This window comes from Megasphaera massiliensis, assembly GCF_036305205.1.
In the GTDB taxonomy this organism is placed as follows: Bacteria; Bacillota; Negativicutes; order Veillonellales; family Megasphaeraceae; genus Megasphaera; species Megasphaera massiliensis.
The window spans coordinates 44,502-60,825 of the sequence record NZ_JAXIXE010000042.1; the positions used below are offsets into that span (position 1 = coordinate 44,502).

At 51.5% G+C, this 16,324-nt stretch carries 14 protein-coding genes; 10 read left to right on the forward strand and 4 right to left on the reverse strand.

The window, feature by feature from the left end:
* The first annotated feature begins 1 nt into the window (after position 1).
* The 4 genes from aroC to UCI88_RS09580 are packed head-to-tail and all read left to right on the forward strand — an operon-like array spanning position 2 to position 3,277.
* A complete protein-coding gene (gene aroC, locus UCI88_RS09565; RefSeq protein ID WP_044505369.1) occupies positions 2-1,096 on the forward strand; it encodes a chorismate synthase in 1,095 nt (364 codons plus the stop codon).
* The gene (gene pheA, locus UCI88_RS09570; RefSeq protein WP_044505370.1) at positions 1,096-1,947 is read left to right on the forward strand and encodes a prephenate dehydratase; all 852 of its coding nucleotides are present in this window, start codon (positions 1,096-1,098) and stop codon (positions 1,945-1,947) included. The genes aroC and pheA overlap by 1 nt, the downstream gene beginning before the upstream one ends.
* Positions 1,948-2,781, forward strand: coding sequence for a shikimate dehydrogenase family protein (locus tag UCI88_RS09575; protein WP_225068814.1), 834 nt, complete (start codon positions 1,948-1,950; stop codon positions 2,779-2,781).
* Complete coding sequence (locus UCI88_RS09580; protein ID WP_044505372.1) at positions 2,771-3,277, forward strand: shikimate kinase; 507 nt, start codon at positions 2,771-2,773, stop codon at positions 3,275-3,277. Before UCI88_RS09575 ends, UCI88_RS09580 begins: the two co-directional genes overlap by 11 nt.
* A gap of 207 nt (positions 3,278-3,484) precedes the next feature.
* On the opposite strand, the gene UCI88_RS09585 is transcribed toward UCI88_RS09580, so the two are convergent.
* The gene (locus UCI88_RS09585; RefSeq protein WP_044505373.1) at positions 3,485-4,369 is read right to left on the reverse strand and encodes a LysR family transcriptional regulator; all 885 of its coding nucleotides are present in this window, start codon (positions 4,367-4,369) and stop codon (positions 3,485-3,487) included.
* A gap of 232 nt (positions 4,370-4,601) precedes the next feature.
* Between UCI88_RS09585 and UCI88_RS09590 the strand changes: the two genes are divergently transcribed.
* From UCI88_RS09590 to UCI88_RS09615, 6 genes are all read left to right on the forward strand, one after another.
* A complete protein-coding gene (locus UCI88_RS09590; RefSeq protein WP_230198151.1) occupies positions 4,602-5,465 on the forward strand; it encodes a quinate/shikimate dehydrogenase in 864 nt (287 codons plus the stop codon).
* Between the two features lie 71 nt (positions 5,466-5,536).
* The gene (locus tag UCI88_RS09595) at positions 5,537-6,379 is read left to right on the forward strand and encodes a sugar phosphate isomerase/epimerase family protein (RefSeq protein ID WP_225068817.1); all 843 of its coding nucleotides are present in this window, start codon (positions 5,537-5,539) and stop codon (positions 6,377-6,379) included.
* Between the two features lie 36 nt (positions 6,380-6,415).
* The gene (locus tag UCI88_RS09600; RefSeq protein WP_256179643.1) at positions 6,416-7,285 is read left to right on the forward strand and encodes a shikimate dehydrogenase; all 870 of its coding nucleotides are present in this window, start codon (positions 6,416-6,418) and stop codon (positions 7,283-7,285) included.
* Between the two features lie 29 nt (positions 7,286-7,314).
* The gene (locus UCI88_RS09605; RefSeq protein ID WP_044505377.1) at positions 7,315-9,243 is read left to right on the forward strand and encodes an oxidoreductase; all 1,929 of its coding nucleotides are present in this window, start codon (positions 7,315-7,317) and stop codon (positions 9,241-9,243) included.
* Between the two features lie 77 nt (positions 9,244-9,320).
* Positions 9,321-10,544 carry an MFS transporter gene (locus tag UCI88_RS09610; protein ID WP_256179644.1) on the forward strand — a complete coding sequence of 408 codons (1,224 nt, stop codon included), beginning with the start codon at positions 9,321-9,323 and terminating at the stop codon, positions 10,542-10,544.
* Positions 10,545-10,647: 103 nt separating this feature from the next.
* The gene (locus UCI88_RS09615) at positions 10,648-11,979 is read left to right on the forward strand and encodes an MFS transporter (RefSeq protein ID WP_256179645.1); all 1,332 of its coding nucleotides are present in this window, start codon (positions 10,648-10,650) and stop codon (positions 11,977-11,979) included.
* Positions 11,980-12,056: 77 nt separating this feature from the next.
* On the opposite strand, the gene aroD is transcribed toward UCI88_RS09615, so the two are convergent.
* From aroD to UCI88_RS09630, 3 genes are all read right to left on the reverse strand, one after another.
* A complete protein-coding gene (aroD, locus tag UCI88_RS09620; protein WP_044505380.1) occupies positions 12,057-12,803 on the reverse strand; it encodes a type I 3-dehydroquinate dehydratase in 747 nt (248 codons plus the stop codon).
* Positions 12,804-12,984: 181 nt separating this feature from the next.
* On the reverse strand, positions 12,985-13,863 hold the full coding sequence (locus UCI88_RS09625) for a shikimate dehydrogenase (RefSeq protein ID WP_044505381.1): 879 nt from the start codon (positions 13,861-13,863) through the stop codon (positions 12,985-12,987).
* A 138-nt stretch (positions 13,864-14,001) separates the two neighbouring features.
* Positions 14,002-16,008 carry an oxidoreductase gene (locus UCI88_RS09630; RefSeq protein ID WP_065360312.1) on the reverse strand — a complete coding sequence of 669 codons (2,007 nt, stop codon included), beginning with the start codon at positions 16,006-16,008 and terminating at the stop codon, positions 14,002-14,004.
* Positions 16,009-16,324: the final 316 nt, after the last annotated feature.

Here is a 16,324-nt window from a genome sequence, read left to right on the forward strand (position 1 = left end):
GATGAATACCTTTGGACAGACCATCGGCCTTACGATTTTCGGGGAATCTCACGGCGCTTCCATCGGCGCCGTACTGGACGGCCTTCCGGCCGGAATGGCCATTGACTGGGAGGCCGTCAGGCAGGAAATGGCCAGGCGGGCACCGGGAAAGAATAAGCTGTCGACGACGCGGTCGGAAAAAGACGCCTTTGAAATCCAAAGCGGATTTTTTAACGGCCATACGACGGGGACGCCTTTATGTGCCATGATTCGCAACGGTGATCAGCATTCGCGGGATTACGATCAGCTGCGTCATATCATGCGGCCCGGCCATGCCGATTACTCCGGTAAGATTCGCTATGGCGGCTTCAACGACTACCGCGGCGGCGGCCATTTTTCCGGCCGGCTGACGGCGCCGTTGGTCTTTGCCGGTGCCGTCGCTTCCCAGATGTTGGCCAGTAAAGGTGTCGTCATCGGATCCCATATCCTGCGCGTGGCTGATGTCACGGATGCGAGCTTTTCGCCCCTCGGTGAATCGGCAGAAACTTTGCAGGCCTTAAAAGCGGAAACCCTTCCCGTCCTCGATAAGAAAAAGGCCGCGGCGATGGAAGAACGAATCGTAGCCGCTAAAAATGACCTCGACTCCGTCGGCGGCGTCATCGAATGTATGGTTACCGGCCTTCCGGCGGGTCTGGGCGATCCCTTTTTCGACTCCGTTGAAAGCTGTCTCAGCCATATGATGTTTTCTGTTCCGGCTGTAAAGGGCATTGAGTTTGGCGACGGCTTTTCTTTAACCGGCCTTCGGGGATCTCAGGCCAACGATGCTTTCTATTACGACCAAGAAGGTGTGGTGAAGACCAAAACCAATCACAACGGCGGCATCAACGGCGGCATTACCAACGGCATGCCCCTCGTATTCCGCCTGGCCGTCAAGCCGACATCGTCGATTAGCCGGGCCCAGGACACGATTGATACGGATACGCAGGAAAACTGCCAACTGGTCATCAAAGGGCGTCACGATCCATGTATCGTCCAACGGGCCGTGCCCGTCGTCGAAGCGGCAGCTGCTTGGGCCATCCTCGACGTTTGGCTGTCGACGAAAGGGCGGTGTCTGTAATGGAGGAACCTGGCGAGAAAGAACTGCGCATCGCCTGTTTCGGCCGGCCCGGTTCCTATACGGATGAAGCCATGGGGCTCTATTTCGACGATCGGGATTTTACGGCGGCGTATGTCCCGCATTTTGAAGACGTCATCCAAGCCGTCGCTTCCCGGAAGGTCCGATACGGCGTCTTGCCCATTGAAAATTCCTCGACCGGCGGAATCACCGATGTCTATGACTTCATCCATCGCTATGACTGTTGTATCGTCGGAGAGAAATACGTCAAGATAGACCATTGCCTGCTCGGCCTGCCGGGGACAAGGATTGACGACCTTCGTGAAGTCTATTCCCATATTCAGGGCCTGAATCAGTGCCGGGACTATCTGAAACATCACCCAAAGTGGCAGCTCCACCCTTATTTCAGCACATCAGAGAGCGCCGAAAAGGTACGGGATATGAAAAATCCCTATATCGGGGCCATTGCCAATAAGACAGCAGCCAAGCTGTACGAATTGGACGTACTGGCAGAATCAATCAACGACAATACCCAGAACTATACTCGTTTTTTCATCATTACGGCTGACCGGGAAGAAGTGCCGGAGGCAGATAAAATCACTTTGGTCCTGACGACGCAGCATCGCCCCGGTGCCTTGTATCACGTCTTGGGCTACTTTTTCTACAACGGTATGAATATGACTCACTTGGAGTCACGGCCCCTTAAAGGGAGGCCTTTTGAATACTTTTTCCACATCGATGTCATGGGAAATCTCAGCGATCCGGCAACGGCCCGGGTACTGCATAATCTGGCAGAACACTGCAACTACTTTAAAATTCTAGGCAACTACGTATCCGACCGAGGAGGGATATAGATGAAGTTAGGCGTCATCGGAGCTAAACTGGGCCATACGGCTTCTCCGGCAATCCACGACAAACTGTTTCGCATCTTACAAGTTCAGGATAAATCTCGCTACGGCGTCTTAGAAATGGACCGCAACGACATTCCCAATGAACTGCGGCGCCTTCGCCATGAAGGCTATACCGGGGCCAACGTTACCATTCCTTATAAATTAGACGTTATGCCCTATTTGACGGATATCTCTCGAGAAGCCCGTATCATCGGCGCCGTCAATACGATCCACTTTACCGATCACGGTACCTTCGGATACAATACGGATTACTGCGGTTTCGGAAGATCTTTGGCCCATGCCGGCATCTCTGTGAAAGATAAGGAGTGCGTCGTCCTCGGTTCCGGTGGTGGAGCCCGGGCTATCATCCAATACCTCTTTGATTACGGGGCAAAATCCATCGTCGTCGTATCGCGGAGACCTCATTCAAAGACGGACTTTGAAGCCTTTACGAAACGCATCGGCGTCGAAACTATCGATTATCATACTTTTGAAACGTCTTGCCGCGGCGATATCCTGGTAAACTGCACACCTGTCGGCATGTTTCCCAATATCGACGGTTGTCCCATATCGGAAGCGGCTGTGGCCAGGTTCCCGGCCGTCGTCGATATCGTATACAATCCGAAAGATACCTGCATTTTGCAGGCCGCAAAGCGCCATGGTGCCAAGACCTTAAACGGCATGTACATGCTCGTTGCCCAGGCCATAGGCTCTGAAGAAATTTGGATGGATCAGGAAATTGCCTCGACCGTTATTGAACAGATTGCAAAGGAGATGGAACATTATTATGAAAAATAAACAGAACATCATCATCATCGGTATGCCCGGAAGCGGTAAGACGACTTTCGGACGAGCTTTGGCACAGCGTCTGGGACGGGACTTTTTCGATGCCGATGACGTCATCGTAGCCCAAGAAGGAAAGACGATTCCCGAACTCTTTGCCGTCAGTGAAGATTGCTTCCGCGATGCCGAAGTACGGGCCAGCAAGACGCTCGCGGCTAAAGAAGGGACGGTCGTCGCCTGCGGCGGCGGCGTCGTCAAGCGCTCGGAAAATATCGAAATCTTTAAACAGACGGGAATCGTCTTCTTCCTCGACCGCTCACCTGATGACATCGTCAGTGATGTCGACGTATCGACGCGGCCCCTCTTAAAGGACGGAAAACAGAAAGTATACGACCTTTACGACGAACGCATTGGCCTCTATCGCAATGCCGCCGATTACCGGGTCCTCAATGATAAAACCATCGAGGAAGTATTAGATTCCTTTGAGACCCTTATTGAAACGATTGAATAACTCCCGAAACAGATATCCCCTTAGGGAAGGATTCTTCCCTAAGGGGATATCTGTTTATCTATGTGAAATTTTCACATTCTTAATTCGGTAAATCCGGGGACAGACGGGCGATATCGATTCCACTGGTTTTTCATTGAAAATATGCATAATGCCATAGATAAAATTTTAGTATCCGGACTGCTGTTTAGGCATATATCTGAAAAAATATTAGGTATTACGAACTTTATCTAAAACAAATTTTTTGAAATCTTGGACGACCGGCGGGGCATATTGGTTCTTATTGGAAATCATATAAAATTTTCGTTCGTATGAAGGATGGGAAATGGGCAGAATCTTGACGTCTAGCTGTAAGAGCATATCCATGAAGGGGACGACAGCGATGCCGAAGTTCTGTGCGACAAGTCCGGCAACGACCTGATCTTCCGATACTTCATAGGCTATTTTGGGAGTTTCGTTGATTTCTGCAAACATATGGGCTACGATGGGACGCAGGCCCGACGTCTTATCGAAGAAGACATAGGGATAATCTAAGGTGTCTCTGAGGTCGACGACATAGTTTTGAGCCAGGGGATGGTCATTGGGGACAATCAGGACCAGCTCCTGTTTGGCAATGGCCGTCGCTTCAAATTGAGACATGGTCTGGGGGCGTGATGCAAAGACGACGTCGAAGGTGCCTTCTGCTAAGGATTGGATGAGGCGGTTGGACAGGCCGATGTGGAAGGTAAAGCGGATATCCTTATCCGGGCGGGACGCTTTAAAGGCGGCAGCCAGTTCCGGGACCTCGCGGATCCCCAGTGTCCGCAGACAGCCGATACGGATGATTCCGTTGCCGCGGGAGCCGCTTTTTATCGTTTCGATACCGTTGTCGAGAATATTGAGTGATGAATTGACGCTGGCGAAAAACTGCTTGCCAAAGCCGGTCAAGTCCGTACCGTGAGGCCCCTTTTCGAAGAGAGGGACACCGAGTTCTTTTTCGAGTTGGGAAATGGCGTGACTCAGACTGGGCTGGGTAATACAGAGCAATTCGGCGGTTTTGGTATAGTGTTTTATCTGGGCTAATTTGACGAAATATCTGAGATGGGAAAGATTCATGGTCGTCCTCCTGGCGAACTGTCGTCGCCGCAGCTATTACATTTAGTTACATATAAGACCATTTTATCATCGCCGATAGTTTTAGTCTATGAAAACATGAAAATTATTGATTTGTTAAATGATTCACAATGCGGTACCATAGACCCATCGAAGGACAGGCGTCGAAGAAAAACAACGGAGCCTGCCGCATCTTTGATTTTTACACTTACTTATGAAAAGGAAGCGTTTATTCGTGCATATTTCAGGACATACCCGGCTGCTCGGTCTCATCGGGACCCCGGTCGATCATTCTAAGTCTCCACAGATGTATAATTACTGTTTTCAGAAATTCAATCAGGACTTTGCGTATTTTGCTTTCGATGTCAATGCAGACAATGTCGAAAAAGCCCTTCATTCTCTGAAAACGTTGAACTTTCGCGGTGCTAATGTGACCATGCCTTTAAAAAATGCCGTCATTCCCTTTCTCGATAAGGTATCGCCGGCAGCCAAGGCAGTCGGTTCCGTCAATACCATCGTCAACGACGACGGTGTCCTCACCGGCCACATTACGGACGGCGCAGGCTATACGCTCAATCTTAAAACCGGTGGTGTGTCGGTAAAAGGGAAGAAGATCACCTTAGTCGGTGCCGGCGGCGTTGCCTCAGCCATCATGATCCAATGTGCCTTAGAAGGGGTACGGGAGATTTCCGTATTTAACTTGAAGGATAGTTTCTGGTCTCGGGCCGAAGCCAATGTAAAGGCTATCTGTCAGTGCGTGCCCGGCGTTAAGATCACCTTGGATGATTTGGGTGATAAAGACCTGCTGAAACGTGAAATTGCCGACAGCGATATCCTTTCGAATGCCACTCGCTTGGGAATGGCGCCCTTTGAAGATAAGAGCATCATCGACGGTCTCGACGTACTGCGTCCCGATTTGATCGTTACCGATGTCGTCTATGCGCCGGCTGAAACGAAGCTCCTGAAACAGGCTAAAGCCGCAGGCTGCCGAACCTTTGAAGGCCTTGGCATGCTGCTCTTCCAGGGTGCTGAAGCCTACCGGCTTTATACCGGCGGAACGATGCCCGTCGATGAAATTAAGGACTTGCTCTATAAATAGCTTTTTACTGCGTAGGCAGCGATGAGAATATATAACACATTATTTATATTATATTAAGGAGTGTATCTATTATGTCTAAAAAATCCCCGATTACAATAAGTTCCTGGACCCTTGGCGATCAGTGTACCTTTGAAGAACGCGTCAGCGCTGCGAAAGAAGCCGGCTTTGAAGGCATTGGCCTCCGTGCTGAAACCTATGTCGATGCCTTAGCGGAAGGCCTTCATGACGAAGACATCCTGGCCATCCTCGACAAATACGATATGAAGGTTACGGAAGTCGAATACATCACTATGTGGGCTGAAGACCACCGCTCGTATGAACAGAAGTATAAAGAACAGATCTGCTTCCATATGTGCGACCTCTTCAACGTCCAGCACATCAATATCGGTTTGATGGAAAAATACTCCGTTGAACATACGGCTCAGAAATTGAAAGAATTGTGCCACCGTGCCGGCAAATACATCATCGGCGTTGAACCCATGCCGTACTCCGGTATCCCCGACGTCAAAACGGGCTGGGCTGTCGTCAAAGGCAGCGGCTGCGACAATGCCAAACTCATCCTTGACAGCTGGCACTGGATCCGCGCTAACCAGTCTTACGATCCGTCGTACCTGGCCGACATTCCGGCAGATAAAATTATCTCCATCCAGATCAACGACGTTCAGCAGCATCCTTATGCACCGACTATTCTCCGTGACGAATCGATGCATGACCGCATGATTCCCGGTACGGGCTACGGTGATACGGCAGGCTTCGTCAAGATGATCCGCGACAAAGGCATTGAACCGAAGGTCTGCGGCGTCGAAGTCATCAGCGATGTCATCGTTGCTAAAGGCGTTAAGGAAGCTGCCAAAGAAAACTTTGAAGGCACAAAGAAAGTATTAGAACAGGTTTGGCCTGAAATCTGCGGCTAATCGGCTGTGATATAGTAAGAGAAGGGAGTTTTAAACATGGAAGCAAGAATTGATGGACATACACAATTATTCGGTTTATTCGGTTCACCGGTCGGTCATTCCGGATCCCCGGTCATGTACAATTATACGTTCGCCCGCCTCGGCATCAATGCGGCTTATTTGGCTTTCGATGTACAAATCGATCAGCTGCCGGACGTCATCACAGCTGTCCGCACCTTGAATATCGGCGGTTTTAACGTTACCATGCCCTGCAAGACGGCCATTGCTCAGTACCTCGATGAACTGTCTCCGGCTGCTGAATTAATCGGTGCCTGCAACACTGTCGTCGTTAAGGACGGCAAGTTGATCGGCAACAACACCGACGGCGTCGGCTTCGTCCATAACCTCCACGAAAATGGAGTCGACATCAAAGGCAAGAAAATCGTTCTCCTCGGTGCCGGCGGTGCCGCTACGGCCATTGCCTGCCAGGCTGCCCTCGATGGCGCAGCTGAAGTTGCCATCTTCAACCGTAAAGACGAATTTTTTGCCAATGCCGAAAAGACGGTCGAAAAGATTACGGCAGCGGACCTTTCCTGCAAGGTTTCGGTCACCGATTTAGCCGATGAAGAAGCCTTGAAAGCAGCCATTGCCAAAACGGATATCTTGGTCAATGCTACGAAAGTCGGCATGGCACCCCTCGACGGCCAGAGCCTGATTAAGAAAGAATACCTTCGCTCCGACTTAGTCGTTGCCGATACGGTTTATAATCCGAAAGATACGCAGATGATCTTGGATGCTAAGGAAGCAGGCTGCAAAGCGGCTGTCGGCGGCATCGGCATGCTCCTCTGGCAGGGCGTAGCTGCCTTTAAACTCTTCACTGGCAAGGATATGCCTCATGAAGAAGTTTTTGAAAAATTCTTCGCTTAAGTTTATTCATACTCAAGGAGATTATCGATATGAAATTCAACGCTATGTTCCAACCGATTCAGATTGGTTCTGTTACCGTTCCCAACCGCTTCGTCGTTCCGCCCATGGGCAACAACTTTGCCAATACGGACGGTACATTGAGCGACCGCTCGGCTGCTTACTACGCAGCTCGTGCCAAAGGCGGCTTCGGTCTGATTACGATTGAATCTACCGTCGTTTACAGTGAAGCTAAAGGCGGCCCGCGCAAACCGTGCCTCTTTTCCGATGATACAGTCGACAGCTTCCGCAAAGTCGCTGATGCAATCCATGAAAATGGCGCTATTGCTTCTATCCAGCTTCAGCATGCCGGTCCGGAAGGCAACTCGGCGCTTACGGGCTTTCCCTTAAAAGCCGCCAGTGCCATCGCTCCCTCGTCGGGCCGCGAAGTACCGGTCGCTATTTCTCGTGAAGAAATCTATAAGTTGGTCGAATGCTATGGCGATGCGGCTGCCCGCGCTCAGCGTGCCGGCATCGATATGGTCGAAGTCCACTGTGCCCACGGTTACTTGGTCAGCACCTTCATTTCGTCCCGTACCAACAATCGTCTCGACGAATTCGGCGGTTGCTTTGAAAACCGCATGCGCCTGCCGCGGTTGATCATTGAAAACATCCGCAAAAAGACGGGCGGCAAGATGCCGATCCTCTGCCGTATTAACGCCAGCGATGACATTGAAGGCGGTCAGACGATTCAGGATGCAGCAGCCGTTGCAGCATATCTTGTCGAAGAATGCGGCGTCAACGCCCTCCATGTCAGCCGTGCCGTCCACGTCCATGACGAATTCATGTGGGCTCCCGGTGCCGTTCACGGCGGTTTCAGCGCTCCTTTGGTCGAAGAAATCAAACGGGCCGTCGACGTTCCTATCATTACCGTCGGCCGTTATACGGAACCGCAGTATGCTGAACTCTTGGTCCGTGAAGGCCGTATCGACCTCGTTGCCTTTGGCCGTCAGAGTCTGGCTGATCCGGAAATGCCGAACAAGGCTAAAAACGGCGACCTCGACAGCATGACGCCGTGCATCGGCTGTCTTCTCGGCTGTGTACCTTACATGTTCCGCGGCGAACCGATTACCTGCGCACTGAACCCTGAATGCGGTCGTGAAGCAGAAATCGTGCCGGCCGACAAGCGCAAAAAAGTCGTCGTCGTCGGCGGCGGCCCCGGCGGTCTCTATGCTGCCCGCATCTGCGCACAGCGCGGTCATCAGGTCACCCTTCTCGAACGAGGCGATGAACTCGGCGGCAACTTCCGCTTAGCCGCTTTCCCGGCTGATAAAGGGGATCTGACCTCGGCTATCCGCAGCTACATCGTCCGCGCTGAAGAAGCCGGTGTCACCATTAAGATGAACACCGAAGCGACGGTCGAACTGCTGAAAGACATGGCTCCCGATGCCGTCATCTTTGCGACCGGTTCGGTACCGCTTATCCTGAATATCCCGGGCCTGGCTGACTCGGACTACATTACGGCACAGGATATGCTGAGCGGCCGCTATGAAATCGGCAAAAAAGCCCTCGTTGTCGGCGGCGGTATGGTCGGCTGTGAAGCTGCCGAATTCCTCTGCGAACGGGATCACAAAGTCACGGTCATCGAAATGAAAGAGCAGCTCGCTGCTGACGTTTCCAAAGAAAACCGGGTCTTCATCTTCAACGATTTCGAACGCCACGGCGTAGAACTCGTACCGGGCGCTAAAGTTACGGAATTCTTTAAAGACGGCGTCAACTATGAAATGGCTGACGGAACGAAAGGCGAATTACGCGGCTTCGACAGCATCGTCTTGGCCATGGGCTCCCGCAGCTACAACCCGCTCAATGAAGAAGTCTCTAAATTCGTGCCGCAGACCTTCGTCATTGGCGAAGCTTTCAAAGCACCTGGCAGCGCCCTTACGGCGACGACCGATGCCTTCAATGCAGCCTTAGAAATCTAAGCACTTATTGCGAATAGCAACGTGTCTCCCGAATCCTTGATTTGGGAGACATAAAGTGCTATCAGGAGGAATAGAACGTGGAAGTAACAAAGACCAGTAAAAAGTTGTATCTTACAGCTATCGTATTATATCTTAACTATCTGATCCTTGGTGTGGCCGCATCCATTCTCGGCCATTATAAACAAGCTTTGGCCCAGCAATGGGGGTCGGCACAGCTTGCCGGCGGCCTCTATGATGCCAGTGGCGTCGTCTGGGTATCGGCTTCTCTCGGCCTTGGCTGCCTCATCGGCAGTTTCTTCTCCGGTCCCTTATCCGACCGCTTTGGCCGCCGTATCGTTTCTTTTTTTGGCAGCGTTCTCTATGCCGTCTTTTTCTTAGGCGTCGCCTTTGCCGATAATCTGACGGTGGCCTATATTGCCGGCCTTATCGGCGGTATCGGTAATGCCTGCCTTAACGGCGGTGTCATTCCGGCTGCTATGGAAATCTTCGTCGGCCGCAGCGCTTTTGCCAGCATCATGACGAAATTGTTCATCGCTATCGGCCAGTTCATCCTGCCGTTCATGATCATGTTTACGGCTTCGGCTCAGATGCCGCACACGACCCTGTTTTACTTGTTCCCGGTTATCTGCGCTGTCATCGCCGTCTTGACGATGATCATGCCCTTCCCGAAACAGGCCGGTGTATCGGATAAGGGGGATGAACCGTCTTTCATGGAAAACCTGAAAAATCTGAAATTTACAGCCAGCAGCATCGCCTTGATCATCATGGGCTTTACGACGACGGCTACTTTCCAGATTTGGGTAAACTGCAACCAGGAATACGGCAAATGGGTCGGCATGTCCAACCCGTCGGTCATCCAGTCTTATTATTCTATCGGCGTCATCGTTGCCGTCCTGCTTACGGCCGTCATTGCCGACAAGGTCATCAAGTCCATTCGCTTGGTATTCTGGTATCCCTTGATTGCCTTCGTCATGTTCGTCATCTTGGCTCTCGTCCAAGATCCGACGGTAACCATTATCGGCGGCTTTGTCATCGGCTTTGCGGCAGCCGGCGGCGTATTGCAGCTGGTTACGGCTACGGTCAGTGACCTCTTCCCGCAGGTAAAAGGGACGATCATCAGTATCGTCATGATCCTTTCCAGTATCGGTACTTGGGTTGGTGTATCGGCAGCCGGTTCGATTGCAACAGCCGGCGGTGCCAATGGCCCGGTTTACGTCGTTATCTTTGATGCGGCCATTACCTTGTTGAGTGTCTTGTTGGCCCTGTTCGTCAATATCTCGGCTAAAAAAGCAGCTCGCTAGGATAGATAATCTCTGCCAGAATGAAATCTGGCAGAGATATTTTCCTATCTTTTTATCAAACTATGTGAATAATAGAACTTAATAAATTTGAGGTGATTGTACAATGAATACCAATCGATTTCAGGCGCCCCGGGAAAAGGGGCAGAAACCGACTGGCAAACGCTGGTTTATGTTGTCTTTGATTTTTGTGCTGACGGCGATTAACTATTTGGATCGGACGAATATGGCCGTAGCGGCTCCGAGCATGAGCGCTGAACTCGGCTTCAGCGCAGCGACGATGGGCATGCTGTTGTCGGCCTTTGCCTGGGCGTATGCCTTGATGCAGGTACCGGGAGGTTATTTCCTGGAACGAGTCGGTCCGCGCATTACCTATACGATTTCCCTGTTTTTGTGGTCCTTGTTTACCATGATCATGGGCCTTGGCAACAGCTTTTTATCTTTGTTCGGCATTCGTTTGGCCATCGGGGCTGCAGAATCGCCGGCTTTTCCGACCAATAGCCGCGTCGTAGCGGCCTGGTTCCCCGATCATGAACGGGCGACGGCGACGTCTATCTATACGGCTGCTGAATTTATTGGCTTGGCTTTCTTAACGCCGGTTTTGTTTTGGATTTTGGATACCTTCGGCTGGCGAGAAGTCTTCTATATTACCGGTGTCATCGGTATCGGAGTCAGCGTCATTTGGTATTGGCTATACCGGGACCCGAAGGACTGCCAAGGCGTCAATCAGGCTGAACTCGACTATATTCGTCAAGGTGGGGGACAGGCTGAAGAGGCCGGTACGTCTAAAAAAATCACCATGGCTCAACTCAAAGAACTGTTTCGCCATCGCCAGCTCATCGGCATTTATATCAGCCAGTTTGCCAATACGAGCACGATGTACTTCTTCTTGACTTGGTTCCCGACGTACTTGATTATGGCAAAAAATCTTCCTATGTTAAAAGCCGGGATTTATGCCATCATCCCTTATTTCGGCGCCCTCATCGGTGTCCTCCTCGGCGGTCGCTGGTCCGATCACATGTTGAAGAAAGGCGCTTCTTTATCGAAGGCCAGAAAGCTGCCTATTGCCTGCGGCTTGATCTGCTCCATGTCGATCATGGCAGCGAATTACTTTGATTCACTGGACATCATCATTGCTATCATGGCCTTATCCTTTTTTGGCCAAGGCATGGCCGCCATCATTTGGAGTACCGTTGGGGACGTTGCTCCCAAGGAATCGTTGGGCCTGGCCGGTGGTGTATTCAGCTTTGCCGGTAATTTGGCCGGTATCGTAACGCCCATCGTCATCGGATTCATCGTCCAGCTTACCGGTTCTTTTGTCGGTGCCATGGTCTTTATCAGTGCCGTTGCCGCTGTCGGCGTCTTGTCGCTCATCTTCATCGTCGGCGATATTCACCGCTTGGAAACCAAGGACACCTCATCTTCAACCCTACCTTAAAAACATCTTTGCAAACGAAAACGAGCCCGTCACGACAATCTTGTCATGACAGGCTCGTTATTTTATGTCTTATTCTATTAGTGAAGGGCTCGCAGTATTTGCTGCAGTGTCGTAACTTCGAGCTGGCCCGGAGCCGATGCTTTTTTGGCAGAACCAAAGGTCAGGGCCGAACCGAAGATTTCGCCGCTGATACGGCTGATGGCACCGAGTTTTCCCATGGACATGGTGATGATCGGTTCATCCGGATACTGGGCTTTTACGGCTTCCGTCGCCGACAGCAAGGTCAGGACGTCTTTGGCAGACGTCGGCATACAGGCCAATTTTGCCACGTCGGCGCCGAGCTTTTTCATACCCGTCAAGCGGCCGGTGATGTCATCGAAAGACGGCGTCTTGTCGAAATCATGGTTGCTCATGATGACGGTGACGTTGTGGGCTTTGGCAGCAGCCAAGGTCTTCTCGATGCTTTCGCGGCTGCGGAAGTATTCGACATCAACGGCGTCGACTTTACCGCTTTCGATGGCGTAGTTGATGAGGTCGAAGTAGTAAGTTTCCGGAACGGCTGTTTCACCGCCTTCTTCCTTTGTACGGAAGGTGAACAGAATGGCTCCGTTGGGAAGTTCCCGGCGAACGGCATCCAGGGCTTCGCCGACGGCTTCGAGGGACGTGACGTCCTTTAAGAAGTCGATACGGAGTTCGACGACATCGTAAATTTTATCTTGGAGATAACGGCACTCCTGAACGAGCTCATCGACAGAATGGCCGACGATGGGGACGCAGATTTTAGGCATCCCGTTGTCGAGAGTGACGTTGCCAATTTTAACCATATTTTAAATCCTCCTATGCTTTCATGACGCTATTATAACGCACGTTGATGATGCAGACAATGAGAAAACTTGTCAGGGCCGGCGGCTGCTGGCCCTATCGTCAGGGGGACGGCCGGCAGCTGGCCCTATCGTCAGGGGGACGGCCGGCAGCCTGACAACGTCTCTCGGGGGTTAGGACGGTTTAGAAAAGGACGTCTTTAATGAAGTCTACGGGCATTTCTTTCCCCGTCCAAAGTTTGAAGGCAGCGGCGCCCTGATAGAGCATCATGCCTAGGCCGTTGAAGTTTTTGCAGCCCACTTCATCGCACCATCTCATCAACTTCGTCTGACGCGGAGCATAGACCGTATCCATGACGACCAAATCCGGGCGGAGATAGGATTTATCCGGAAGGGCGACGACGTCTTCGAGGGGCTTCATGCCGCACGAAGAGCTGTCGATGAGGATGTCGGCGCTGTCTAATTCTTCTTTTAATTTTGCGTGGTCTTCAAGATGGTAAATATTGACGACGCAGTCCGTCCGTTCGCGGAGCTTCTTGACCGTTTCTTCGCCGTGGGCAAAGAATTCATCGTCGCGGTTGAAAATCGTCAGTTCCCGGACACCGTCGAGGGCGGCCTGGACCTGGATGGCCGTTGCAGCACCGCCGGCGCCGATGACGACCATTTTTTTGCCGACGTATTCAACACCTTCGTCTTTGAGAGCCTGCATGGCGCCGACGCCGTCGGTAATGGTACCGGTCAGAACGCCGTTATCGTTGACGACGGTGTTGCAGGCGCCAATGATCTGAGAGGCCGGCGACAATTTGTCGAGGTACTGCGTAATCGGCCCCTTGTTGGGCATGGAAACGTTCCAGCCGCGGACTTTCATAGCGCGAAGGCCTTTTACCGTGTCTTCCAGCGTCGAGTTGTCGACTTCAAAGCAGACATAGACGTAATCGAGGCCCAATTTTTTGAAGGCTTCGTTATGCATCGTCGGTGACATGCTGTGGCGAATCGGATAGGCGATGAGGCCGATTAATTCCGTATGACCCGTGACGCGTTCTGTAACTGCAATTTTACCCATGATAGAATCCTCCTGTTGTGAGAATAAAGGAATATCGTATTTTAATATTTGAATCGTCTTTCCATGAAGGGATACAAAAAGATAGGAAAGCAGGACACCGCCGCTTGAAACAGCAGCAGTATCCTGTTTTCTGCTTACCTAGTCGTCGAAGCCGCCAATCATGTCGATCGTAGCGACGATGTCACGGCCTACTTCCGTGCCGTGGATAATCTGACCGGTCTTGCGGCTGTTGCCAAAGTTGCAGAAGGGGATTCCCTGTTCTTTGGCATAGGCTTCAAAGGGGTTATCCGACGGGATGTCGGGAACAAGGCCCATGCAAATGAACCCGTAGTCGAAGGGATACTCGGCAGATTCACCGTTGTGGGAGGCAATGAATTTGTCCGGGCAGACCTTTTCTAAGGACGTGCTGAGATGCATGTCAACGGGGTGCTTTTCTAAGAGCTCTTTGAAGGTCGCTTTGGAAACGATATCGGCGTCTTTCCCGAAGGACGGCATCATTTCAATCATGGTGACATCGGCTTTTCGCAGGGTGAAGAATTCCATGACGTCCAAACCGACGGCACCGCAGCCGATGACGACGACTTTTTTGCCTTCTGCATTGGCTTCGTAGTAAGGAATGTTGTCCATGAATCCGTAGATGGAGCGAATGTGGGAACCTTCGGCATCAGTCAGTTCACGGAGACCTTCGATAGGCGGAAGCATGGGACGGGAGCCCGTTGCGGCATAGAGAATGTCCGGCTTTAATTCAGCCAAGAGTTCCTTCGTTGCCGTCGTGTTCAGGCGAATCGTCAGGTTCGGCAGCTTGGCAGCCCGGCGTTCGAGATAGGCCGGGAAGTCTTCGATGCGTTTCTTTTCCGGCAGCAAGGCAATCTTGCGGGTCAGGCCGCCCAGTTTGTCTTCCCGTTCGAGGAGAGTGACCCGACAGCCGACTTCAGCTGCCGAGCAGGCTGCTTCTAAGCCCGATGTACCGCCGCCGATGACGACGACATGGATGTCGCGGGTGACCTTCTGTTTCTTATATTGGTCGCCGCCGATGACGTCGGGATTGACGGTGCAGCGAATGGGCTGCGATTTGAATATGCGGTGATCGGCACAGCCGATGTTGCAGGAGATGCACTGACGGATGCAGTCCGTACGGCCGAACTGTGCTTTGCGGGCCCAATCGGGATCGGCGATGAGGCCGCGGCCGATGGCGATGAAGTCGGTCTTACCTTCGGCAATGACCTGGTCAGCGATTTGCGGATTGCGGATGTTGCCGGAAGCGATGACCGGTTTGTTGAATTTCTTCTTGACGGCTTCGGCCAGGTAGACTCGCCAGGCGTCAGGCATGTCGCATTTATCGATCTGGTACTGGATGGAGTCGTTGACGGCAGCCGATACGTTGATGATATCGACTTCCGGTTCGATGTATTCGAGGAGTTTCAACGAGTCTTCCAAGGTGTTGCCGCCTTCGATGAATTCATCTGCTGACAGACGGAATACGATGGGAACCCAAGGGCCGACAACTTTGCGGACGGCTTCGACGACGAGGCGGGCAAAGCGGGCACGATTTTCATAAGAGCCACCGAATTCATCGGTACGTTTATTATACAGGGGAGATAAGAACTGGTCCAGCAGGTACGAATGCCCCCCGTGGATTTCTACCATGTCGAAGCCGGCCTGGATAGCATGCTGAGCGGCGATGGCATACTTCTGGACAATGTTGAGGATTTCACATTTATCGAGGGGGCGCGGTGCCGGATTGCCTTCTTTGGAAGGGACGGATGAAGCCGATACGGCTTGGAGGCCGTCGAGCCGTTCCGGGTAGGCCGAAGCACCGGCGTGGTTGAGCTGAATCGATGCCAGGGCACCGTATTTGTGAATCCGTTCGGTCAGTTCGTAGAGACCGGGGATGAACTGCTTCTTGTCGATGCGCAGCTGTTTCGTTCCGTTCGTTGCCAAGGGATAGTCGATACAGGCGTTTTCAACGGTAATCAAGGCTGTGCCGCCACGGGCGCGAAGACCGTAATAATTCTTCATTTCTTCTGATACTTCACCGGTGAAGGTGGCAAGATTGGATCCCATGGGGGGCATGATGACGCGGTTGCGGAAGGTGGTCCGCTTGACCGTAAAGGGTTCGAAAATATGTGGATACTGCTGGCTCATAAAGAGAAATCCTCCTTCTATATAGTACTAAAGGTATATGTGAATTGTAGAACTATATTTTTGATCTGCCCTTATTATACGGATGAAATACTGATAACACAATTTCTTAAAATAGGCAAAAACAGTTCAAAAAAGCTATTAAAAATGATATAATAAGGGCAATCGATACCGAGAAATTGTCGATAAAACAAAGATAAACTCATTTTACAATACGAAGGAAGTTGAGAAAAATCAGTGGTTTCGGCCATATAGCTTTGACTTGTCTTGCCATTTGGGGTTTTCATAAGATTGTTTTTTATTGATAGAAAATGAGATT

What these genes read in the sequence shown, in the direction of transcription:
- aroD (WP_044505380.1), bottom strand. Translation starts at nt 12,803, where the DNA reads ATGGTTAAAATTGGCAACGTCACTCTCGACAACGGGATGCCTAAAATC.
- UCI88_RS09575 (WP_225068814.1), top strand. Translation starts at nt 1,948, where the DNA reads ATGAAGTTAGGCGTCATCGGAGCTAAACTGGGCCATACGGCTTCTCCG.
- UCI88_RS09625 (WP_044505381.1), bottom strand. Translation starts at nt 13,863, where the DNA reads ATGGGTAAAATTGCAGTTACAGAACGCGTCACGGGTCATACGGAATTA.
- UCI88_RS09600 (WP_256179643.1), top strand. Translation starts at nt 6,416, where the DNA reads ATGGAAGCAAGAATTGATGGACATACACAATTATTCGGTTTATTCGGT.
- UCI88_RS09580 (WP_044505372.1), top strand. Translation starts at nt 2,771, where the DNA reads ATGAAAAATAAACAGAACATCATCATCATCGGTATGCCCGGAAGCGGT.
- UCI88_RS09605 (WP_044505377.1), top strand. Translation starts at nt 7,315, where the DNA reads ATGAAATTCAACGCTATGTTCCAACCGATTCAGATTGGTTCTGTTACC.
- UCI88_RS09630 (WP_065360312.1), bottom strand. Translation starts at nt 16,008, where the DNA reads ATGAGCCAGCAGTATCCACATATTTTCGAACCCTTTACGGTCAAGCGG.
- pheA (WP_044505370.1), top strand. Translation starts at nt 1,096, where the DNA reads ATGGAGGAACCTGGCGAGAAAGAACTGCGCATCGCCTGTTTCGGCCGG.
- aroC (WP_044505369.1), top strand. Translation starts at nt 2, where the DNA reads ATGAATACCTTTGGACAGACCATCGGCCTTACGATTTTCGGGGAATCT.
- UCI88_RS09585 (WP_044505373.1), bottom strand. Translation starts at nt 4,369, where the DNA reads ATGAATCTTTCCCATCTCAGATATTTCGTCAAATTAGCCCAGATAAAA.
- UCI88_RS09595 (WP_225068817.1), top strand. Translation starts at nt 5,537, where the DNA reads ATGTCTAAAAAATCCCCGATTACAATAAGTTCCTGGACCCTTGGCGAT.
- UCI88_RS09615 (WP_256179645.1), top strand. Translation starts at nt 10,648, where the DNA reads ATGAATACCAATCGATTTCAGGCGCCCCGGGAAAAGGGGCAGAAACCG.